Annotated in this window: 21 protein-coding genes; 11 read left to right on the top strand and 10 right to left on the bottom strand. The window is 72.7% G+C overall.

The genetic code is table 11. The annotated features are described in order from the left end of the window. Positions 1–23 precede the first annotated feature (23 nt). The 7 genes from IEZ07_RS27655 to IEZ07_RS27625 all read left to right on the top strand — a co-directional run bounded on the left by IEZ07_RS27655 (position 24) and on the right by IEZ07_RS27625 (position 6701). Entirely contained in the window at positions 24–299 is a 276-nt protein-coding gene (locus tag IEZ07_RS27655) for a WhiB family transcriptional regulator (RefSeq protein ID WP_373868887.1), read from the top strand. Between the two features lie 386 nt (positions 300–685). Further along, entirely contained in the window at positions 686–1171 is a 486-nt protein-coding gene (locus IEZ07_RS27650; protein WP_191897437.1) for a hypothetical protein, read from the top strand. After that, entirely contained in the window at positions 1168–2343 is a 1176-nt protein-coding gene (locus IEZ07_RS27645; RefSeq protein ID WP_191897436.1) for a zinc-dependent alcohol dehydrogenase, read from the top strand. Before IEZ07_RS27650 ends, IEZ07_RS27645 begins: the two co-directional genes overlap by 4 nt. Before the next feature lie 222 nt (positions 2344–2565). After that, positions 2566–3363, top strand: a complete 798-nt coding sequence (locus IEZ07_RS27640) for a glycerophosphodiester phosphodiesterase family protein (RefSeq protein ID WP_068897360.1) — start codon at positions 2566–2568, stop codon at positions 3361–3363. A gap of 161 nt (positions 3364–3524) precedes the next feature. Beyond that, complete coding sequence (locus tag IEZ07_RS27635) at positions 3525–4880, top strand: MFS transporter (RefSeq protein ID WP_191897435.1); 1356 nt, start codon at positions 3525–3527, stop codon at positions 4878–4880. Positions 4881–5027: 147 nt separating this feature from the next. Next, entirely contained in the window at positions 5028–5372 is a 345-nt protein-coding gene (locus tag IEZ07_RS27630; RefSeq protein WP_068897362.1) for an RNA polymerase-binding protein RbpA, read from the top strand. A 246-nt stretch (positions 5373–5618) separates the two neighbouring features. After that, positions 5619–6701 (top strand): YihY/virulence factor BrkB family protein, encoded by a 1083-nt coding sequence (locus IEZ07_RS27625; protein ID WP_191897434.1) that lies wholly within the window; start codon positions 5619–5621, stop codon positions 6699–6701. A 98-nt stretch (positions 6702–6799) separates the two neighbouring features. Here IEZ07_RS27625 and rph read toward each other — a convergent pair whose 3' ends face one another. The 4 genes from rph to IEZ07_RS27605 form a co-directional block, all read right to left on the bottom strand. Then, positions 6800–9406, bottom strand: a complete 2607-nt coding sequence (rph, locus tag IEZ07_RS27620) for a rifamycin-inactivating phosphotransferase (protein WP_191897485.1) — start codon at positions 9404–9406, stop codon at positions 6800–6802. 181 nt (positions 9407–9587) lie between these two features. Beyond that, a complete protein-coding gene (locus IEZ07_RS27615) occupies positions 9588–10709 on the bottom strand; it encodes an NAD(P)/FAD-dependent oxidoreductase (protein ID WP_191897433.1) in 1122 nt (373 codons plus the stop codon). Between the two features lie 73 nt (positions 10710–10782). Further along, on the bottom strand, positions 10783–11688 hold the full coding sequence (gene sigJ / locus IEZ07_RS27610) for an RNA polymerase sigma factor SigJ (RefSeq protein ID WP_239320772.1): 906 nt from the start codon (positions 11686–11688) through the stop codon (positions 10783–10785). Positions 11689–11815: 127 nt separating this feature from the next. Further along, entirely contained in the window at positions 11816–12010 is a 195-nt protein-coding gene (locus IEZ07_RS27605; RefSeq protein WP_068897365.1) for a hypothetical protein, read from the bottom strand. A 263-nt stretch (positions 12011–12273) separates the two neighbouring features. On the opposite strand from IEZ07_RS27605, the gene IEZ07_RS27600 reads away from it, so the two are divergent. Beyond that, positions 12274–12861, top strand: coding sequence for a snapalysin family zinc-dependent metalloprotease (locus tag IEZ07_RS27600; RefSeq protein WP_191897432.1), 588 nt, complete (start codon positions 12274–12276; stop codon positions 12859–12861). Positions 12862–13022: 161 nt separating this feature from the next. Beyond that, positions 13023–13466 (top strand): SRPBCC family protein, encoded by a 444-nt coding sequence (locus IEZ07_RS27595; RefSeq protein ID WP_204054646.1) that lies wholly within the window; start codon positions 13023–13025, stop codon positions 13464–13466. A 76-nt stretch (positions 13467–13542) separates the two neighbouring features. On the opposite strand, the gene IEZ07_RS27590 is transcribed toward IEZ07_RS27595, so the two are convergent. The 4 genes from IEZ07_RS27590 to IEZ07_RS27575 all read right to left on the bottom strand — a co-directional run bounded on the left by IEZ07_RS27590 (position 13543) and on the right by IEZ07_RS27575 (position 15935). Further along, positions 13543–14097, bottom strand: coding sequence for an FxsA family protein (locus IEZ07_RS27590; RefSeq protein ID WP_191897431.1), 555 nt, complete (start codon positions 14095–14097; stop codon positions 13543–13545). A gap of 149 nt (positions 14098–14246) precedes the next feature. After that, positions 14247–14918: an NADPH-dependent F420 reductase gene (locus IEZ07_RS27585; protein WP_191897430.1), complete on the bottom strand. Its 672-nt coding sequence runs from the start codon at positions 14916–14918 to the stop codon at positions 14247–14249. Positions 14919–14988: 70 nt separating this feature from the next. Further along, the gene (locus tag IEZ07_RS27580) at positions 14989–15333 is read right to left on the bottom strand and encodes a winged helix-turn-helix transcriptional regulator (protein WP_191897429.1); all 345 of its coding nucleotides are present in this window, start codon (positions 15331–15333) and stop codon (positions 14989–14991) included. A gap of 101 nt (positions 15334–15434) precedes the next feature. After that, positions 15435–15935, bottom strand: a complete 501-nt coding sequence (locus IEZ07_RS27575) for an NUDIX domain-containing protein (protein WP_204054647.1) — start codon at positions 15933–15935, stop codon at positions 15435–15437. 198 nt (positions 15936–16133) lie between these two features. Here IEZ07_RS27575 and IEZ07_RS27570 point away from each other — a divergent pair, with 198 nt between their 5' ends. Beyond that, positions 16134–17564: a serine hydrolase domain-containing protein gene (locus IEZ07_RS27570; protein WP_191897427.1), complete on the top strand. Its 1431-nt coding sequence runs from the start codon at positions 16134–16136 to the stop codon at positions 17562–17564. Between the two features lie 30 nt (positions 17565–17594). On the opposite strand, the gene IEZ07_RS27565 is transcribed toward IEZ07_RS27570, so the two are convergent. Beyond that, the gene (locus tag IEZ07_RS27565; RefSeq protein ID WP_191897426.1) at positions 17595–18995 is read right to left on the bottom strand and encodes a cytochrome P450; all 1401 of its coding nucleotides are present in this window, start codon (positions 18993–18995) and stop codon (positions 17595–17597) included. Between the two features lie 125 nt (positions 18996–19120). On the opposite strand from IEZ07_RS27565, the gene IEZ07_RS27560 reads away from it, so the two are divergent. Further along, on the top strand, positions 19121–19774 hold the full coding sequence (locus IEZ07_RS27560; protein WP_191897425.1) for a TetR/AcrR family transcriptional regulator: 654 nt from the start codon (positions 19121–19123) through the stop codon (positions 19772–19774). 171 nt (positions 19775–19945) lie between these two features. Here IEZ07_RS27560 and IEZ07_RS27555 read toward each other — a convergent pair whose 3' ends face one another. After that, the gene (locus IEZ07_RS27555; RefSeq protein WP_191897424.1) at positions 19946–21163 is read right to left on the bottom strand and encodes a GAF domain-containing sensor histidine kinase; all 1218 of its coding nucleotides are present in this window, start codon (positions 21161–21163) and stop codon (positions 19946–19948) included. Between the last annotated feature and the right edge of the window lie 532 nt (positions 21164–21695).

The raw sequence follows: 21695 nt of genomic DNA, 5'->3' as shown, positions 1-21695 counted from the left end.
ATCCCACATTCATTGGATTTGATGTGACTTCTCGGAATGACATCGCCTTCATCACACACTGGTCCCGCCTCGCGGCCTGCCTCAGCGAGGATCCGGAGCTGTTCTTCCCCATCTCGCTCCAGGGGCCGGGCCACATGCAGCACGAGCACGCCAAGGCCGTCTGCCGGCGCTGCCCGGTGCGCGCCCAGTGCCTGGAGTACGCGCTCAGCACGCACCAGATGCACGGTGTCTGGGGTGGTACCAGCCCGGACGAACGGGCCGCGGCCCTGGCCGGCTCCCGGCAGGGCGCCAGCATGTGACGCCGGGCCCCGCAACCGCCCCGCGGTCACCGCGCCGACCCGCCTGACCGTACGGACCGCCCGGTACCCGTATCGGCCCGGGCGGCCACGACCTCTCGCACCGCACGTCCTTCCACGCGGCCTCCGTCCACGCCGCACCCTCCCAGCACGCTCCGCACCGCGGCCCTTCACCGCGTCCCTTCACCGCGTCCGCCGCGTCCCTTCACCGCGTCCGCCGCGCCCCCTCCATCGCGGTCTCTCCCGCCGTCCCTTCCCTCAGCGCGGCCGCCGCGCCGCACGGCCTCTCGCGCCGCCGATCCGGGCGGCCCGGATTGGCGGCCGCCCGGCCGGGTAGCCGCGGCGGGATCGGACGACCCTCGAAGACCCTTCGTTGAGAGGTGGAGATCATGAGACGTACGGCCACGATGGCGGCCGCGGTGGCCCTGGCGGGCGCCGGAGCGGGGATGGCGCGGTGGCTGTCCTCGCGCCGCGCCGCGGACCCGGGCGGTGATCCCCGGGAGGCGAACAGGTGGTTGCCGGTGACGGTCAACCGCTCCCCCGAGGAGGTCATGCCGGAGGGCCGGTTGCCGGAACCCCTGGTGCGGCTCGGCGACACCGTCGAGGTGCGGGTCCGCAAGGCTCCCGGCGGCCGCGGTACGGAGCTCGCCGCGCGGCTGCTCGAACCGCCCCCTCAGGGCGCCCGCGGGGCGGTCGCCCGGATCAGCGGCGACGACCCCCGCCAGGAGGTGCGCAGGGCCCTTCGCGAGGCCAAGTCCCTCCTCGAGACCGGGGAGGTCCTCCGTCCCGACGAACCTTCCACGAACCGGCCCACGGCGACCGGGAAGGTGCTGGATCTGGCGATCCGCCGGGCGAGCGGGGAGGGACGGCTGTGAAGGCGCTGTGCTGGCAGGGCGTGAACGAGCTCTCGGTCGAGGAGGTCCCCGACCCGCAGATCCTCAACGCCCAGGATGTGATCGTGAAGGTCCGGCTGACCACGACGTGCGGCTCCGACCTGCACCTGCTGGGCGGCTACATCCCGGCGATGCGGGCCGGCGACGTCATCGGCCACGAGTTCATCGGCGAGGTCGTCGCGGTCGGCTCGGAGGTCCGCAGGCACAAGATGGGCGACCGGGTGGTGGTCTGCTCGTTCATCTCCTGCGGCCGCTGCTGGTACTGCGAGAACGACCTGTGGTCGTTGTGCGACAACGGCAACACCAACCCCGGCATCGGGCAGGCCCTGTTCGGGTACGAGCCCGGCGGCGTCTTCGGCTACTCCCACGCCATGGGCGGGTTCAAGGGCAGCCACGCCGAGTACGTCCGGGTCCCGTTCGCCGACCACGGCGCCTTCCCCGTGCCGGAGGGGGTGGACGACACCAGCGCCCTGTTCGCCTCCGACTCCGCGCCCACCGGCTGGATGGGCGCCCACCTGGGCGGGGTGAAGCCCGGTGACGTGGTCGCCGTGTGGGGATGCGGCGCGGTCGGCCAGATGGCGGCGCGCGCGGCGATGCTCCTCGGCGCCGAGCGGGTGATCTCGATCGACCGCCACCCCGAGCGGCTGGCGATGACCGAGCGGCACGTCGGCGCCGAGACGATCGACTACTCCGCCACCGACGTCGGGGCCGAGCTGCGGGAGCGGACCGGTGGCAGGGGGCCCGACGTCTGCATCGAGGCGGTCGGCATGGAAGCGCACGACACCGGCGTGCAGGGCGTCTACGACCAGGTCAAGCAGCAGCTGAGGCTGGAGACGGACCGTCCGTCCGCGGTCCGGGAGGCGATCTACGCCTGCCGCAAGGGCGGATCGGTCTTCGTCCTCGGCGTCTTCGGCGGGACCGTGGACAAGTTCCCGCTCGGCGCGATGATGAACAAGGGGCTGACCGTCAGGGGCGCGCAGCAGCACGGGCAGCGCTATATCCCGATGCTGCTGGAGCGGATGGCCAAGGGCGAGCTGAAGACCTCCCACCTCGCCACGCACCTGATGCCCCTGGACGAGGCGCCGAAGGGGTACGACCTGTTCAAGAACAAGAAGGACGGCTGCGTCCGGGCGGTGTTCCACCCCGGGACGTAGTGGCGCGGCGGGCGCGGGCCGTACCGCACGGCCCGCGCCCGCCGCCCGTCCGCCCGCCGTACCGGACCCGCCGTCCGTCCGTCCCGGTACGGCGGGCGGGCCCGGCTCCGGGTGGCCCGGCGCCGCGGGGACGGTCCGGTGGGGAGGGTTTTGAGGGCCGTGACCCAAACGTTCACCCGCGGTCGATGACGGGCTCCGCTCATACCGGGCATACTCCTGCACGTGCAGCGTCGTTATCCGTTTCTCGACCATCCCGGACCGCTCGCCTTCGCCCACCGCGGCGGGGCTTCGGAGAACCGGGAGAACACCCACGCCGCCTTCGCCCGCGCGGTGGAACTCGGCTACACCTACCTGGAGACCGACGCCCACGCCACCGTCGACGGCGTGCTGCTGGCCTTCCACGACCACACCCTGGACCGGGTGACCGACCGGCGCGGCCGGATCGCCGCCCTGCCGTACCGGGTGGTGCGCGAGGCGCGGATCGGCGGCGTGGACGAGATCCCGCTGATGGAGGACCTGCTGGGCTCCTGGCCGGAGGCGCGCTTCAACATCGACGTCAAGGAGTCGACGGCCATCGCGCCGCTGGCCGAGGTGGTCAGGCGGACCAATGCCTACGACCGGATCTGCCTCACCTCCTTCTCCGACGAGCGCCTGCTGCGCGCCCGCGCCGCCATCGGCCGCGACGTGTGCTCCTCCCTCGGCCCGCGCGGCGTCGCCACCCTGCGCGCCGCCGCCAGCACCGCCGCCTACGGCCGGCTGCTCTCCCGGCTGGCCCGCGCCGGGGTGCCGTGCGCGCAGGTCCCGGTGGGATTCCGCGGCCTGCGGGTCACCACCCCGTCCCTCGTCCGCACGGCGCACGCCCTGGGCATGCAGCTGCACGTCTGGACGGTCAACAACCCCGTGGAGATGGAGCGCCTGCTCGACCTCGGCGTGGACGGCGTGATGACGGACAACATCTCCGGGCTGCGCGGGGTGCTCGAGGCCCGCGGCCAGTGGCACCCCGGCAGGCTCGCCGCCTGACCCGGCGCGGCGCCCCGCGGTCTCCCCTCCGGCCGCCCCGCGGTCTCCCCTCCGGCCGATCCCCCGCGGCTCCCCGTAGTCCCCCGGCCGCTCCCCTGCGGCTCCCCGACCACCCGGCGCGACTCCCCGATCCCCTCCTCCCCCAGCGAACCGAGGACGCCATGACCGCCGAACCGGCCGTCGAAGAGACCCCGCAGTCCCGCCGCCGCGAGCAGCGCGGCTGGTACTGGTACGACTGGGCCAACTCGGCCTTCCCCACCACGGTCCTGACCGTCTTCCTCGGGCCGTACCTGAAGAAGATCGCCGATACCGCCGCAGCCGGAGCCGAGTACGTCTCCGTGCTCTGGTTCGACATCCGGCCCAGCGCCTACTACTCCTTCGTGGTCGGCGTCGCCGCCATCCTGCAGATCATCCTGATGCCCATGGTGGGGGCTCTGGCCGACCACACCGGCCGGAAGAAGGAGATCATGGGGGCCTTCGCCTACCTGGGCGCGGGCGCGACGGTCTGCTTCTGGTTCCTGTCCGGTGACCGCTATCTGCTGGGCGGTCTCCTGTTCATCGTCTCCAGCGTCAGCTTCGCCGCCGCGTTCGTCGTCTACAACTCGTTCCTGCCCCAGATCGCCACGGCCGACGAACGCGACGGGGTCTCGGCGCGGGGCTGGGGCTTCGGCTACCTCGGCGGCGGTCTGCTGCTCGCGATCCATCTGGGGTTGTTCCTCGGCCACGAGTCCCTCGGCGTCGCCGAGGGTGACGCGGTGCGCCTGGCGCTGGCCTCCGCCGGCCTGTGGTGGGGCGGGTTCACGGTCATCCCGATGTTGCGGCTGCGCAACCGGCGGGCCGCGGCGCGGAGCGGGGAGACCGTGGGGCGGGCCGTGACCGGCAGCTTCCGGCAGCTCGGCCGTACGCTCAAGGACCTGCGCAACTACCCGCTGACGCTGGGCTTCCTGGTCACCTACCTCATCTACAACGACGGCGTGCAGACGGTCATCTCCTTCTCCGCCACCTACGCCGACCAGGAGCTCGGGCTGGGCCAGCAGGTGCAGATCGGCGCGATCCTGATGGTGCAGTTCGTGGCGTTCGGCGGCGCGCTGCTGCTCGGCAGGCTGGCGGCCTCCTTCGGCGCCAAGCGGATCGTGATGTACGCGCTGGTGGCCTGGACCGCCGTGGTCGCCGTGGCCTACTTCCTGCCCAAGGGGTCGGCGGCGGCGTTCTTCGCCCTCGGGTTCGCCATCGCGATCGTGATGGGCGGCACCCAGGCCCTGTCGCGCTCGCTGTTCTCCCACGTGATCCCCAAGGGCAAGGAGGCGGAGTACTACAGCCTGTACGAGATCAGCGACAAGGGTTCGACGTTCCTCGGCTCCTTCACCCTGGGCCTGGCGCTCCAGCTGACCGACAGCTACCGGCTCGGCATCCTCTCGCTGGTGGTCTTCTTCCTGGTCGGCCTGGCCGGGCTCGCCGCGCTCAACCTGCCCAGGGCCATCCGCGCGGCCGGCAACCCGGTCCCCGAACGCCTCTGAGGGTCCCTCCGCGGGCACTTCGCCGAGGACGGCGGCGAAAAGCGCGATTGGATCACGCCGTGTGTGGGAATCCACACACGGTATCAAGCGTTGTACGCCGTGGGAGTTCAACCCCTCACGACGGGGCCCTTCAGGAGGCATTGAGACATGGGCGAGCGTGCGCTGCGCGGTACCCGACTCGGGGCGACCAGCTACGAGAACGACCGCAACACCGATCTGGCCCCGCGTCAGGAGGTTTCCTACACCTGTCCGAAGGGCCATCGGTTCGACGTCCCGTTCGCGGCCGAGGCCGAGATCCCCGCGACGTGGGAGTGCCGCATGTGCGGTGTCACCGCGATCCGGGTGGACGGCGAGCTACCGGAGGCCAAGAAGGCCAAACCCCCCAGGACGCACTGGGACATGCTGCTGGAGCGGCGCACGATCGAGGACCTCGAGGAGGTCCTCAACGAGCGTCTGGCGATCCTCCGGGCCCAGCGCCGCAAGAGCGCCTGACCAGGACGGACGCTCGCCGACCGGCGGGGCCGCGGACCGCGGCGGGACCCCGGCACCTCTCGGGTGCCGGGGTCCCGCGCCGTCCGGGGGCGGTCCCGCGCCGTCCGAGTGGGGCCCTGTACCGGCCGGGCTGCCTCCTGTACCGGCCGGAGGTCCCGTGCCGTTCGGGGGTCCCGTACCGACCGGCGGTCCCGTGCCGTCCTCCGCTGTTCACCGGCTGACTTTTCCGGCATTGTTCTCACCGACATGGGAACCGCAACACGAGTGCCGCAGACCCGCAGCATGGGCGGCGAGGAGCTCTCCGCCGACCACGCGTGGGCCACACTCCGCAGGTACGGCCGCTGGCATCTGGCCCGCGACTCCTACACCCGCTTCCGGTACGGCGACGGCCTCACCAACTCCCGCGCGCTGGCCTTCCAGATCTGCCTCTCCATCATCCCCGGCGCCATCGCCCTGGTCGGGCTGAGCTCGGTGATCGACCAGGAGCGGCTCGGCCAGGCCCTGGAGCTGACGCTGGGCCACCTGGCCCCCGGCCCGGGCGTCGAGGCGGTCAGGGACGTGCTGGACGACAGCCACCGGCAGGCGAGCCGGACCGGCGGCACCCTCGCCCTCTCGTTCGGCCTGCTCACCGCGCTGGTCTCGCTGACCAGCGCGATGGCCCAGGTCGAGCGGGGCGCGAACCGCATCTACGGCGTCGAACGGGACCGTCCCTTCCACCGCAAATACGCCAGGGCCCTGGTGATGGCGCTGACCGCGGGTGCCTTCATGACGGCCGGTTTCACGGCGATGGTCGGCGGCGGCGCGATCGGCCGCGCTCTGGCGGAGGTGTACGACTGGGGCGAGGGCGCCCAGGACGCCTTCGCGCTGGTGCGCTGGCCGCTGGGCTTCCTGCTCGCGCTCCTGTCGACCTCCGTGCTGTTCCGCGCCTCCCCGCGGCGCCGGCAGCCAGGCCACACCTGGCTGGCCTTCGGGGCGCTGGTCGCCCTCGTCCTGTGGACGGCCTTCACCCTGCTCCTGGCCCTGTACATCGAGAGCAGCGGCACCTTCGGCGCCACCTACGGCCCGCTCACCGCCGTGATGGCCCTGCTGCTGTGGTCCTTCCTCAGCTCGATGGCCCTCTTCCTCGGACTGGCCTTCGCCGCCCAGCTGGAGGCCTGCCGTGCAGGGGATTCCACGCCCTGCGGGCCCGACCCCGGTCCCACCGCCGAGGAGGAGCGCGAACCCCTGGTGGGAGCGGTCGGCTCGGCGGCCATCGCGGCCGTGCGGGCCGGTGTCAGGGCGGTGCGGGCCGCGCTCCGGTTCTGGCGGCGGAACAGACCGGCCGGTTAGGGCGGGTGCGGAACCGGCCGACCGCCCAGGACCGGCGCGGCGGGCCGGTCAGCGGCGCGGCGCTCCCCCGCCGGGGTCGGCTCTCGCCGGGACGCCGGTCAAGACAGGATCTCGACGTACCCGTCACTTCCGTGCACGCGGATCCGCTGCCCCTCGCGGATCAGCCGGGTGGCGTCCGGCACGCCGACGACGGCCGGCAGGCCGTACTCCCGGGCGATCACCGCGCCGTGCGTCATCAGTCCGCCGACCTCCGTCACCAGGCCTGTGACGGCGACGAAGAGGGGCGTCCAGCTCGGGTCCGTGTGGGCCGTGACGAGGATGTCACCCGGTTCGAGCTCGGCCCGGGCCATGTCCAGGACGACGCGGGCGCGCCCCTCGACGGTCCCCGCGGAGACCGGCAGGCCGATCAGGGCGCCGACCGGCACGTCGTCGCGCCGGTAGGCCCCGGTGACGGCCTCGCCGTCGGACGTGAGCACCCGGGGCGGCGTGAGCGCGTGGTACGACCGGAACTCCTCCTTGCGCCGGCGGATCAGCTCCCCGTCCACCCGGTTCGAGCGCACGGCGTCGTGGAACTCCTGGAACGTGAGGTAGAAGACGTCCTCCCGCTCAGGGAGCACGCCGGCCCGGACGAGGCGCCCGGCCTCCTCCAGCAGGGCCTCCTTGTAGACGAGGTAGCGGCTGACGATGCCGTACTTCGGGTACTCCCGGTAGCCGATGAAGGTCCGGACCCGGTCGATCATCCTCCCGGTCTCGTCGGCCCTGCGCTCCCCGTCCGGCAGGGCCCGCAGGCGTTCGAGCACCTCCTGCGCCTTCTTCCGCGCCTCCTGCCGTCCTCGCTCGAAGCGCCGCCCGGCGGCGCCCGGCTCGAAGTTCCTGACGTTGTCGAGGATGGCGGGCACGAGCGTGGCGGGGCGTTCGCGCCAGCGCGGCCTCGTGATGTCGATCTCACCGACGCAGCGCATGCCGTACCGGTCGAGGTAGGACTCGATGGCGCGGCGCGCCTCGGCCCCGCCCGGGAGCTCCGGCAGCCCGTCCAGGAACCCGTCGTCCTCGACGCCCCGCAGGAACGCCACCACCTCCGGATGCGGGCGGATCACGTCGGCGACGTCGAGCAGGGCGAGTCCCATCTCCGACGTGACGTTGCCGGGGGCGGACAGCGTGAGGGTGTCGGCCGCGTTCTTCTCGCCCAGCCATTCCCGCAGCCGGTCGTTGAGCCACCAGGTGGCCTCCATCCCCGCCATGATCGCCTGCATGCTCAACGGGTCACCGAGGACCCGCTTGTGCTCCTGGAACGCCTCCAGCAGGAAGTCGAACAGCGCCGGTCCGGTCTTCGTCCGGATGTCGCGCCGCAGGGCGGCGAGGGAGGCCTGGCTGCGCTCGATCAGCTCGGCGACGATGGCCGGATCGGTCTCGATCGGGGCGGGCGGGCCGCCGGCCGGTGACCCGCCGGGACCGCCCGGACCGCCGTCCGGGAGCGTCGGGACGAAGTCGTGGCGGTCGAGTACGGTCTCCAGCGCGTCCCTGACCAGCGGGTCGCCTCTCCCCATGACGTCCAGGAGGCCGGCGCGGCTCGCGGGCGAGGCCAGGCGCCGGGTGACGTCGACGAACAGCCTCCCGCCGGCCTCGTGCATCGGCACCATGGCCGTCAGCCGCCACATGGAGAGTCCCAGGGGCTTCAGGGGGTCGGTCATCATCTGCTGATGGCCGACGGAGACGTAGACGTGGTTCTCCCGGTCGCGGGCCGCGGGGACGGGGAACAGCGTGGTGATCGGCCGGCTCTGCACGATCTGGAAGTCGTCGCCGACCAGGCACCATTCGATGTCCTGCGGGCGGCCGAAATGCGCTTCGATCCGCCGCCCGAGCCGGACGAGCCGCACGACCTGCGCATCCGTCAGCGCCGGCCGCCCCTGCCGCTCCGGGTCGGCCTCCGCCTCCCGCGTTCCCCCGGCCGGCGGGGCGTGGCCGGCACGCCGGCCGGCCGCGACCGCCCGGGCGACGACCTCACCGTCGCGCACCCTGAAGACGTCCGGGTTCACCAGGCCGGAGACCAGGGCCTCGCCGAGGCCGAAGCCGGCTTCCACGGTGGCGGCCTTCCGGTCGCCCGTGACGGGGTCGGCCGTGAACAGGACGCCGGCCGCATCCGGGAAGACCATCTGCTGCACGACCACGGCCATGCGGACCTTCCGGTGGTCGAAGCCGTTCCGCAGGCGGTAGGTCACGGCCCGCTCGGTGAACAGCGACGCCCAGCACCGGCTGACGTGGCGGAGGACCGCCGCCGGCCCCACGACGTTCAGGTACGTGTCCTGCTGGCCCGCGAAGGAGGCCGTCGGCAGGTCCTCCGCCGTCGCGCTGGACCGCACGGCGCAGGCGGTCCGCCCGCCGAGCCGGGCGAGCGCGCGGGTGATCGCCGCCGCCAGGTCGTCCGGGACGGCGATCCCTTCCATGGTCCGGCGGATCTCCGCGCTGAGCGTGCGGATCGGCTCCCGGTCGTCCGGGTCCAGGCGCGACAGCCGGTCGAGCCGGTCGCCGACCGACGGCGCTTCCGTCATGATCCGCCGGAAGGCGGCCGTCGTCACGCAGAACCCGGCCGGCACGCGGACGCCTTCGATCCGCGACAGCCCGCCCAGTTGCGCGGCCTTGCCGCCGACGACCGCGACCTGCGTCTCGTCCACCTCTTGAAGATCCACCACGTACCGCTCGGTCAACGCATCCACGCCGTGCCCCCGCTTCCTCGTCGGTACCGCGTCCGGCCGCCGATTCTGCGGCAGGACCCGGGTCTTGCCGCAAGCCCCCCTGTGCGCTGTACGTTGAAAGTGGCGGGGAGTGGGATCTCCTTACCCTGCCCCTGCCTCCGCCGGCCCCGGGCGGGGACCGGACGGTGACGGATCACGCGCCCGGACCGCAGGGCCCGGGATGGCGCAGCCTCCACACGGTGCCGCGGATGACGGCCTCCTTGTGGCGTGCCGACGCCCAGCCGGTCAGGACGGCGCCGAGCGGGCTGTCGTCGGCGCGGGTGAACTGGGTGACGCCGTCGCGGCGGCCCAGGCTGATGTTCTGCCAGAGATGACGGATCCTGGCCGGGCGCAGGTCTCGTCCCGTCACCAGGCCGGCCACCGCGTCGCCCGCCTGCAGTCCCATCGGCAGGCCGGTCTGGCAGGACATCCGCGATCGCCCGCCCGCGGCCTGCGCGTTCGCGGCGTCCCCGATGCCGAACACCCCGGGGTGCGAGAGCGAGCGGAGGGTCGCGTCGACCAGCATGCGGTCCTGCCCGTCCACGGCCAGTCCCGAAGCCGCCGCCAGGCCGGCGACGCGGAAGCCGGCGGCCCACACCACGGTGTCGGCGGGTGCCTCGCGGCCGTCCTCCAGGAACAATCCGTCCGGGCCGACCTCGGCGACCGGGGTGTGCTCGTGCACGGTGACGCCCAGCCGCCGGAAGGCGCGGTGGAGATGCCGGCGAGCCGTCGCGGAGAGCCCGTCCCCGACAGGACCGGCGCAGATCAGCCGGACCTCCAGCTGCGGATGCGCCTCCTTGAACTCGGCCGCGGCCTCGATTCCGGTCAGTCCGCCGCCCACCACGGCGACCGTGCGGGCCTCGGTCAGGCGTGACCGCAGCCGGACCGCCTCGCCCGCGACGGCGAGGGTGAACGCGTGCTCGGCCGCCCCGGGCACCGCGTCCAGGTCGGCGCCGCTGCCGAGAGCGTAGACCAGCACGTCGTAGCCCACCTCGTACGGGACGGTGTCCAGCCGCACGACCCGCGCGCCGAGGTCGAGTCCCGTCACCCCGGCCACCACCAGCTCCACACCGGTGCCGTCGAGCAGGCCGCGCAGGGGCAGGTCGGCGAGCACCTGCCCGGCCGCCAGCTGGTGGAGTCGCACCCGCTCCACGAACCGGTCGCTCACGTTCACCAGCGTCACCCGGGCATCGGTGCCGCGCAACCGCCGGGCCGCCCGCTTGGCGGCGGCCAGCCCGGCGTAACCGGCGCCCAGTACCACAACGCGCTCTGCCATGGTTCCTCCGATCGAGTCCCCATTTGAACCGGCAGGCCGCCCGATTCGTGACACCGCCCGGGTGTGAGCGTCCTCACACGAGCTGAGCGGCGGCGAACGCGAGCTTGGCGGGATTCATCAGCGTCCGCACCGTGTCGACCCGGCCATCGCCGATCTCCACGGCCATGACCGCGCGCAGTTCGCCCGCGTGCCGCAGGAGCACGGCGAACTCGCCGTTGACCTCCGCGACCGCCGCCGTCACCGCGGACGCCTCCGGCCGGACGCTGAGACCACGCAGATAACGCAGCACCCGTTCACGCCCGCACACGGGCCGCCGCGCCGCGGTCGACCCGCCGCCGTCCGCCCAGGCGACCACGTCCGCGGCGAGCAGCCGCTCCAGCCCGGCCACGTCACCGCGCAAGGTCGCGGCCAGAAACCCCTCGACGATACGGCGATGCTGTTCGCGGTCCGCGTCGAACCGTTTGCGCGACTCGCCGACATGCGCCCTCGCCCGGCGGTGGAGCTGCCGGGAGTACGCCTCGTCGAGGCCGACGATGTCACCGATCTCGGCGTGACTGTGCCCGAACGCCTCGCGCAGCACGAAGACGGCCCGCTCGGCCGGGCTCAGGCGCTCCAGCAGGACCAGCAGGCCCAGTGACACCGATTCGCGTTGCTCGGCGGTCTCCAGCGGACCGAGCACGCCGTCCCCGGTGAGCACCGGCTCGGGCAGCCACGGGCCCGCGTAGCTCTCCCGGCGCCGCCGCGCCGAAGCGAGCTGGTTCAGGCACAGATTGGTGATCACCTTGGTCAGCCAGGCGGCCGGAACATCGACACGGCCGGCTCGGCTCCAGCGCAGGAACGTCTCCTGCACCAGGTCCTCGGCTTCGGCGGCCGAGCCGAGCAGCCGATAGGCCAGACCGCGCAACCGGGGCCGCTGCTCCTCGAACACCTCCACCGGCGTCCGCGGCCGCTCGCCCGCGTCCGTCCCCAGGAGATCCACCCGCCCGATGTTAGACGTCCGCGATCTCCCTGCCGCAGGAGGCCTCGGCGGTCGGAGATCCGTGGCGCCGGGCCGGCCGCACGGTCTCGGGGCCCGGACGCGCCGCGGCAGGCCGGAGCCCGCCTCGTCAGGAGGCGCCGAGCCCGCGGGGAGGGTAGACGTGGTCCAGCACGTGGCCGGGCGGCAGGATGCAGCGGCGGTGCGCGTTCTCCTGCGTGCAGCGGAGGGCCGCCTCCCGGCGCGGCAGCCTCGCCTGCGCGGCGGATGATCCGTGGCGGCCGTCCAGGGCGCCTCCGAGGACGCCGTAGTGCCCATCCGGCATCGAGTGCTCCAACCATTGGCGGATCGGCCGTGGCCGTGGGCTGGAAATCCTACAGAATCGTCCGCATATGACCCATAACTGCCTTTTGACTCTTTTATGCTGATCATTGTCAGAGAGCCTGCCGGGGACCTCCCACCAGGCCCCCATAGCACCGTGATAGGGAATTTTTGCCAGATTCCCGGCGAACTCCTCGGTCAATATCGTGACGGCACCTCGCCTGACCACCCCCCATCGGCCGAGGAGGCCCGACAGAGATGTCAAGGATGTCAAGGATCCCCCGTTCCGCCCTCGCGTTCGCCCTCGGACTCGCCTTCCTCGCGACCGCGCCCCCCGCCCAGGCGGCTCCCCTCTCCCCCGCCCCTGCGGTCCAGACGGACCGGACCGCCCAGGCGGCGGTCCGCGTCGTCCGCTACGACGCGAGCCGGGCCGCCGAGTTCCGCTCGGCCGTGGATCAGGCGGCCCAGATCTGGAACGACAGCGTGAGCAACGTCCGCCTCGTCGCGGGAAGCCCCGCCGACTTCGTCGTCCTCGCGGACAACGGCTGGCCCCGCGCCCAGCCCGTCGGGCGGGGCCGGGGCACGGTCTGGATGGGCCGGCAGGCCACGGGTCAGGGCTACGCCCCGCTGCGCATCGCCACCCACGAGATCGGCCACATCCTGGGCCTGCCCGACCGGCGCACCGGCCGGTGCACCGACCTGATGTCGGGGTCGAGCGCGGGCACCGGCTGCACCAACCCCTACCCGAACACCGCCGAGAGGGCCGCGGTCGACCGGAACTTCGCGGGCCTCACTCCCCCGGCGGTGGAGTTCGGCGAGATCTACGTCGACGCTCCCGCCGACGCGGCCCCGTAGCCGAGCGGCCTTTCCCGTCCCGTCCGCGCTCTCCCGGCGTACGGCGGCGGCCCCGGCGAGGCGGGGCCGCCGGGCGCGGGCGGGACGCCGGACGCCCCCGGGCCGGGAAGGGCCCGGGGACGTCCGGTGAGAGCGGGCCGGTTCCCGGGCAGGACGTGGTCGTGACCAAGACCCGTATCAGCGTCTCCTGTGACGCGGCGGCCGGCCCCGAGCGGGTGTTCGCCGTCCTGACCGACTGGCCGCGGCACGACGAGTGGATGGTCCTGACCCGCGCGCACGTCGCGGCCGGCGACGGGCGCAGCGCCGGAAGCAGGCTGGCGGCCTTCACCGGCGTGGGCCCGCTCGGTTTCCTGGACACCATGGAGATCACCCGCTGGGATCCGCCGGCGGTGGTCGAGGTCCGGCACACCGGGCGGCTGGTGCGCGGCAAGGGCGCCTTCCGGGTGCTGCCCCGCGAGGGCGGCGGCAGCACGATCGTCTGGGAGGAGGAACTCGACCTGCCGTTCGGCGCCGCAGGGCGGCTCGGCTGGCCGCTGCTGCGCCCGCTGAACGAGGCGCTGTTCCGGCTCTCCCTGCGCCGCCTGGCCGAACTCAGCTCGTCGTGAGAGCCGCCGGCCGGTCATGCGGTCCGGATCGCACGACCGGCCGGCGGCCGGCTCCCTCCCGGAGCGCGACCGCCGGTCAGCGACCGGTGAGGTCGCGGCCGGAGTCTCGCGGGGCCGGTCCCGCCGGCTCGTCGTGGATCACCTGACCGTGGATCACCGGGCCGGACCCGCCGGCCCGGCCGCGCGCCGCCTCGTCGAAGGACGCTCCCATCGGGCCGAACGGCGTGCCGAAGGCGAGACCGGGACCGGCGGCCCGTGCGGCCAGCGTGCGGATCCTGCGGGCGAAGAACCAGGTGCCGAGCCTGCGCATCAGCGGCCGGGTGAACGGCAGCACGAGCAGGAACCCGGCGACGTCGGTGAGGAAGCCCGGGGTGAGCAGCAGCGTCCCGCCTGCGACGATCATGGCGCCGTCGGCGAGCTCCCGGTCGGGCATCCGGCCGCCCTGCAGCGCGGTCTGCAGGCTCTGCCAGGCCCTGCGGCCCTCGCGGCGGACGATCCAGGCGCCGAGGAGGCTGTCGGCCAGCAGCAGGGAGACCGTCAGCGGGCCGCCGATGACCTGCCCCACCTGGATCAGCGCCCAGATCTCCAGGACCGGGACCACCAGGAAGGCCAGGAAGAGTAGAAGGCGCATCGTTTCCTCACTCGTGCGGACGCCGTACGACAGTGACAACGCCGGCGGGGTCCTGCGCGTTCCATCGGCGTTCCATCGGCGTCACGGGAGCGGGCCGCCGGTCGGATCCGTGGGTGAGGGCGGGCTCCGGCTCGAACTCCGCGAAGCGGTCACGGGCGGCGATCCGGCGAAGCCGGCTGCACACTCGTGGCGACGGTGGTGCGGTCGACGAGGTTGAAGACCGTGTGCGGGTCGTGCCCGCCGAACAGCAACGAGATCACGATCGCGGCCATCGCTTCGAGGTGGTGGGCGTGCCGGATACCGCCCACCGGCAGCGGTTCGCAGCCGAGGTCGGTGATCAGCCGGCGCGCGACGTCCAGCGCGGCGGGATCGTCACCGCAGTAGGGCACGGTGAGGCGGCGGCCGTCGAACACCGGCGGGTCCATTCGCCAGACCCGCGCGTGGCAGAGGTTGAACGCCTTGACGACGTGGCCGCCGGTCGCCCGCTCGATCTCCTGGGCCATCGACCGGCCGGGCGGGGTGACCAGGGTGAAGTGCCCGACCTCGACCGGGTTGTTGCAGTCGATGATCACCTTTCCGCGCAGCGCGTCACCGATCCGGTCCAGCGTGGCCGCCATCCCCTGGTGGAGCACCGCGATGAGGGCGACGTCCGCGAACTCGGCCACTTCCCCGAAGCCGCCGGTGCGAGCGCCCCACCCGTCGGCCAGGGCGCGCGCCTTGGCCGCCGTACGACCGGTGATCATCAACTCGTGCCCCGCCGCGGCCCACCGCGCGCCGAGCGCGCCGGCCATCGCCCCGGCGCCGAAGATTCCGATTCTCATGGGCGGTAACGCTAGGGAGGCGCAGGGAACCACCTGGTTCCCTGCGCGGTCAGGCGCCGCCCCTCTCCGGTCAGGCGCCGTCCTCTCCGGCCAGTTCCTCGGCGTGGTCCTCGGCCCATCGGGCCAGCACCGTCACCGGTCCGAGCAGGCTGCGGCCGAGCTCGGTCAACCGGTACTCCACGCCTGCGGGCGCGGTGGCCAGATCCCGCCGCTCGACGAGGCCGTTGCGCTCCAGCTTGCGCAGCGTCTGGGTGAGCATCTTGTTGCTGATCCCGCCGATCCGGTCGCGCAGGTCGCTGTAGCGCCGGGGGCCGCCGCCCAGCCCGAACACCACGACCACCGACCAGGTGTCTGCGATCAGGTTCAGCGTGCTGCGGGCGGGACAGTCGGCGAGGAACACATCGTGGTCGCTCATGCACACCGACCGGCGGGCCCGGCGGCCGGTCCGCCCTGCTCTCGTCCCGCCGGGCCGGTCCGCCGCACGGCATCCCCGCGGGCCGCCTCTTCGCGCCGCACTCAAGCCGCTCCGCGCCGCGTGCCGAAGTAGGCCGCCGCGACCCGGGTGTGCAGGGGGAAGGCCAGTTCCCGAGGCCGGTCGATCACCAGCCACTCCGACGTCTCGGCGGTGGGGGCGACCGGCGGCAGAGCGGACGCGGCGGTCCGCGGGCCCAGGGCGAAGACCAGGACGGTGCCGTCGGGGGCGCTGAGCACGTCGAACAGCCGGACGTCGGCGGCGTCGGCGACGATGCCCGTCTCCTCCCGCAGTTCCCGCACGGCCGCCTGCTGCCAGGACTCGCCCAGGTCGATGAAGCCGCCGGGCAGGGCGAGCGCGCCCCGGTGCGGCTCGACGTCACGGCGGACCACCAGCAGGCCCTCGTCCACCGGCAGCACCATCACCGCGACCGGGAGAGGGTTGAGGTAGGAGGTGTTCCCGCACGCGGAGCAGGTCCGCGGCCAGGCCTGGTCCGGGGTGTAGGCCGTACCGCAGAAGGAGCAGTGGGAGTTTCTGACCGTCACAGCGGTGAGACTAGCAACCCCCGCTCCTCCGGCACGGCGGTACCGGCTCCGGGGCGGGACGGGTGCCGCCCCGCCCCGGGGCCGGCGGTCGCGGACCACCTCGCGACCGCCGGCGGTGATCACCGGAGCACTCCTGGACGGCGAACCGGGCCGCATAAATCGATTGGGCATATTCGGTGGGTTTGTTAGGTTCCCCGCATGCCCTCTCAACGCGCCCTGCTGCCGCGCTCGACACCGGCCGCCTCAGGGGTGTCGTCCCGCTCGATCACCGCACTGCTGGACCGGCTCGAAGCGCGATCCGCCGAGTGCCACTCCATCATGGTCGTGCGCCACGGCCACGTCCTCGCCGAAGGCTGGTGGGCGCCGTACTCGGCCGGACGCCCGCACCTGCTCTACTCGCTGACCAAGTCCTTCACCTCGATCGCCGTGGGGCTCGCGATCGCCGACGGGCTGCTCTCGCTGGACGACCGGGTGGTGGACGTGCTGCCCGACCACGTCCCGGCCGACATCTCGGCGCAGGGACGCCGCCTCACCGTCCACCATCTGCTGTCCATGACGACCGGACACCGCGGCGACAGCCTCGACGAGGCCTGGCGGCTCGAACCGGGCGACCTGGTCAAGGGCTTCCTGCGCGTCCCGTTCCCCGAAGCCGAGGGGACCCGGCACTCCTACGACAACGCGACCACCTTCGTCCTGGCCCGGATGGTCGAACGGGTCACCGGCCGCACCCTGCCGGAGCTGCTCGATGAGCGCCTCTTTACACCGATGGGCGTCGAGCACGCCGAATGGGACCGGGTGGCGAGCGGCGCCGCCTTCGGATTCCACGGGCTGCACCTGACGACCGAGGCCGTCGCCGCCTTCGGTGAGCTGCTGCTGCGCGGCGGCCTCTGGGGCGACCGGCGGCTCGTCCCGCGCGAATGGGTGGAGCTCGCCACCGGACGGCACATCGAGACCCTGCAGGTCGAGGGCTGGTCGGAGAGTCCCGACGCGCTCTGCGGATACGGCTACCAGTTCTGGATGTCGCGTCACGGTTACCGCGGCCAGGGCGCCTTCGGCCAGCTGTGCGTGGTCGTCCCGTCGCACGACCTCGTGGTCGCCGTGACCGCCGCCGAAACGCAGATCGAGGCCGTTCTCGACCCCTTGTGGGAGTGCCTGCTGCCCGGCCTGGACCACTCCGCGAGCACCCGGGACGACGAGATCCTCGCCGAGCGGCTGCGGCGGCTGTCCCTCGCGCCGGTGCCGGGCCGGGCCGCCCCGGAGCGCTCCGCCAAGGCCCGGATCGACGCCTGCGGCGAGGACTCGCCGCTGCCCGGCGGGACCGCGGTGACCGTCGATCCGGTGGACGGCGGATGGCTCCTGCGGCTCGGGGCCTCCCTGGAGGTGGCGGTCGGCCACGGCCGGTGGAAGGAGAGCTCTCCGCTGGGCCGCCCGGTCGTCGCGACCGGCGCCTGGCAGGGCGGGGCGTTCGCCGCCGACCTGTACGTCATCACCACCCCGCACCGGGTCCGGCTGGTGGTCGACGCCGCCGCGGGCACGGCGGTGGCGACGTGGAACGTCGTGCCGCTGACCGGTCCCGATCTGGCGTTGCATCTGCGGTCGCCGCTGATGACCCGGCCCGACGTCGCGTAGGCGATGCCGGCCGGTGCCCGCGGGCACCGGCTACGGACGTCCCGTCATCCGGCATCGGCCTGGTCCGGTTCCTGATCGATCACCGCCGGGCGTGCCCTCGCCCGGGACGGTCCGCGGGACGGTGAAGGTGCACGGCAGGCGTTTGCAGCCGTTGACGAAGCTGGACAGCAGCCGGTCGGGCTCGCCGGCGGCGATGTCGGGCAGGCGGGTGAACAGCTCGCGGAACATCACCGTCATCTCGCGGCGGGCCAGGTGCGCCCCCAGGCAGAAGTGCGGTCCCGGCCCGCCGAAACCGACGTGCGGGTTGGGTGAGCGGGTGATGTCGAAGGCGTCGGGGTCGGCGAAAACGGCCTCGTCGCGGTTGGCGGAGGCGTAGAACAACGTCACCTTCTGCCCGGCCCGGTAGTGGTGGCCGTTGATCTCGGCGTCTCGGGTGAGGTTGCGGCGCATGAAGATGACGGGGCTGCTGTGGCGCACGATCTCCTCCACGGCGCCGCCGATGCGGCCCTCGAAGTCCTCCAGCAGCAGGCGCCGCTGGTCGGGATGGTCGGTGAACAGCTTCAGGCCGTGGGCGATCGCGGTGCGCGTGGTCTCGTTGCCGGCCACCACCAGCAGCAGGAAGAACGCGGCGAACTCGCGCGGGCTCAGCCGCTCCCCGTCGATGTTGGCGTTGACCAGCGCGGAGGTCAGGTCATCGGCCGGCGTACGCCGGCGCCGGCGGCCGAGCCGGGCGGCCAGCCGGTGCAGCCGCCATCCGGCCAGCATCACCGTGGTCAGCACGCGGATCACACGCAGTGGTGAGACCCTGACCTCGGCTCCGGTGTAGTCCGCCGTCGCACCGACGTACTCGGGATCGGTGTAACCGACCACGATGTTGGTCGACTTCACCACCTGGGCGTGGTGGCGAGACGGAATGCCGAGCATGTCGCAGATCACCTCGACCGGCAGCCGCGTCGCCACCTGGGCCACGAAGTCGCCCGGGCCCGCCGCGATCAGTTCCTCGACGATCCGCGCGGCCCGCCGTGCGATGTCGTCGTCCGCTGCGGCCAGCACCTTGGGGGTGAACGCCCGGGAGATGATCCGGCGGATCTTGGCGTGCCGCGGGTCGTCCATATCGATCATCGAGGTGAAGTATCCGCTCATCCAGCCCGGCATGTCGGTGGGACTGGTGGCGCTGGGCTCGCTGCTGAAGATCTCGGGACGCCGGCTGGCCTCCACCACGTCGGCGTGCCGGACCAGTGCCCAGGAGCCGGGGTCCCGCCGCAGGAAGGGAACCCTGGGCAGGCGGAAGTACAGCGGGTGCGGCTGGGCCCGCAGCAGTGCGAAGGCCCGGGCGCGCTCGGCCGGTGGCCGGGCCCAGAACCTCAGGTCGCTCAGGTCGATGGCCGCCACCGTGAGGGGGACGGAGGATGCCGGCTCTTGCGTGGTCACAGGCGACCGCCTTTCCCTGCGCGGCAGGGGGACTCGTTTCTGGTGATCGTTGACACCAGAAATTCTGGTGTCAACGATCACCAGATTTAGCCGGGGTGTCAAGGGCTGCGGCACAATCGGATGTCGTGACCTCCTCGACCCCTTCCGCACGCCCCTACCGCGGGATGTCGGCCGAACAACGCCGGGCTCAGCGCCGCGCCGCACTGCTGGAGGCCGGCCTGGAAGTACTGGGCCGCCACGGCTGGGCCGCCGCGACCGTGCGAGGCGTGTGCAGGCAGGCCGGCCTGAACGACCGCTACTTCTACGAGAACTTCGCCGACCTGGACGCCCTGCTGCTGGCCGTCGTCGACGGCCAGGCCGCCCAGGGCACCGCCGTGATCCTGGCCGCGGCCGCGGCCGCCCCCCACCGCCTGCGCGCCCGCGCCCGCGCGGTGGTGGAGGCCATCGTGGACTTCCTGTCCGCCGACCCGCGCCGAGGCCGCATCCTGGCCCACGAGTTCTCCGCCCATCCACTGCTGCAGCAACGCCGCCGCCGCATCATCCGGACCCTGGCGGGCGTCTTCACCGCGCAGGCCCGTGAACTGCTGGACGAGGTCCCCCTGTCCGCCACCGATCTCCACCTGACCGCCCTGACCGTCACCGCCGGCCTGTGGGACCTGCTGACCGACTGGTTCCGCGGCGACCTGGACACCGGTCGCGACCACCTCGTCGATTACATCGTGGCCTTCCTGCTCACCACCACCGAACTGGCTCCGGCCCTGCAGCACCGGCTGCGATGACCCCTGCCGTCGTGATGCGACCGTCCTCGCCCGTCCCGCCCTCACCCGTCCCGTCCCGTCCGCGATGACGCCGCCCGCGACCGCCGGGCCCGCCCGCCCGGCCACCGGATCGGCCCTTCGGGTGCGGCCGGTCGGGGACGGTCCGCGCGTGCGGCCGAACCGGTCGGCGCCCTACCCGCACGGCACCGGGGCGGGCAGGATCAGGCGGACCCGGGTGCCCCTGTCGGGGCGGCTGTCTATCTGCACGGTGCCGTCGTGCAACTCGACGATCTTGCGGGTGATGGACAGGCCGATGCCGGTGCCGCCGATGGCGCGCTCCTCCGCCTCGGGCGCGCGGTAGAAGTCGTCGAAGACGTGCTCGATGTCGGCCGCACCGATACCGATGCCGGTGTCGCACACCTCCACGGTCGGGGCCGGATCGCTCCACGCGGCCACCTCGATGCGGCCGCCGGGCGGGGTGAACTTGATCGCGTTGTCCAGCAGCTGGGTCAGGGCGTGCTGGACCCGCCCGGCGTCGGCGCACGCCATCACCGCCCGCGGGGCGTGCACGGTCATGGTCAGCTGTCCGGTGCGGACCCGCTCGGCCAGGGCGGCCACCGTACGGTGGACCAGGGCGGCCAGGTCGGCCTGCCCCGGGGCGAAGGCGGCGGTGCCGGCGTTCAGGCTGGCCATCAGCAGCAGCTCGTCCAGCAGGTCACGGAGCCGGTCGCTGTTGCGCTCGATGACGCGCAGGAACCTCTGCTCGGTGGCCTCGTCCAGGTCACCGTCACAGATGATCTGCAGGTAGGAGCTGATCGCCGTGAGCGGGGTGCGCAGCTCGTGGTTGACGGTGCGCAGGAACTGGTTCTTCAGCTCCTCGACCTCCCGCATCCGGGCCAGCATCTGCTCGGACCGCAGGGCGTGGTGGTGCAGTTGCAGCAGCCCCGCGGTGTTGCCCGCCAGGGTCGTCAGCGCCTGGCGCTGGTCGTCCGAGAGCAGGCGCGGCCGGGTGTCGGCCACGCACACCGTGCCCAGTGCGTGACCGTGACCGCTGACCACCGGCGCTCCCGCGTAGAAGCGCACGTACGGCTCCCCCACCACGACCGAGTTGTCACGGAAGCGGGGATCGGCCTGGGCGTCGGGGATCTCCATGATCTGGTCGCCGCAGATGGTGTACTGGCAGAACGAATCGCGCCGGTCCATCTCGGTCCAGGTGATGCCGTGGCGCCCCTTGAGGTACTGCGTGTCGTGCCCGACCAGGTTGACCAGTCCGATCGGGGTGCCGCACATGTGCGCGGCCAGGGTCGCGATGGAGGAGAACTGCGGCTCGGGGACGGCGTCGAGGGCGTGCAGCTCCTCCAGTTCGCGTACCCGCTCGGCCTCGTCGTCCGGCCGCGGCCAGGACGTCATCGCACTCCACCCACTTCCGGGGTCACCAGAAACGTGCCGGCTCAGGAGACAGCGCACCGCGGCGCAGCCGGTCGCCGGACCACTTCCTGCCTACCCTCGGCAAAGCATGTCATAGGGGATATCAGGTGATGTTTTGGTCATCATCGGCAGCCGGGCTCGGGCGACCGGCCCGCTGGAACAGCCGGCATCCGCGCCGACGACCTGGCGGCCTCACGGTGGCCTCCCCGTGGCCTCGCGGTGTCCTTGAGGTGTCCTTGAGGTGGCCGATCCGGTGGTGCATGCGTCCGGCCTGCTCGTCCTGACGGTCCTGGCCGGTCCCGCCGTGGACCGGAGTACCCGCAGCCGCGGACGGACCCGCGAGTCCACGATCCGTGACCTAGTGCTGCGTTCCTCAAAGCATGTAGACGAACCGGCGGCGCAGGCGCCGGGGAGCCGGTGGCGGACGCCCCCACATCCACGGCTTAGCCCCGCTGAGCTTCCCCTCGTAACGTGGAGATCGAACCGAGAGAGGTTTGGTCGTGGCAGGTACCAC

It is taken from the genome of Planomonospora parontospora, assembly GCA_014647935.1.
GTDB classification, from domain to species: Bacteria; Actinomycetota; Actinomycetes; order Streptosporangiales; family Streptosporangiaceae; genus Planomonospora; species Planomonospora parontospora.
Note: the sequence above shows the minus strand (reverse complement) of the source record. Positions and strands in the feature narration are given on the sequence as shown.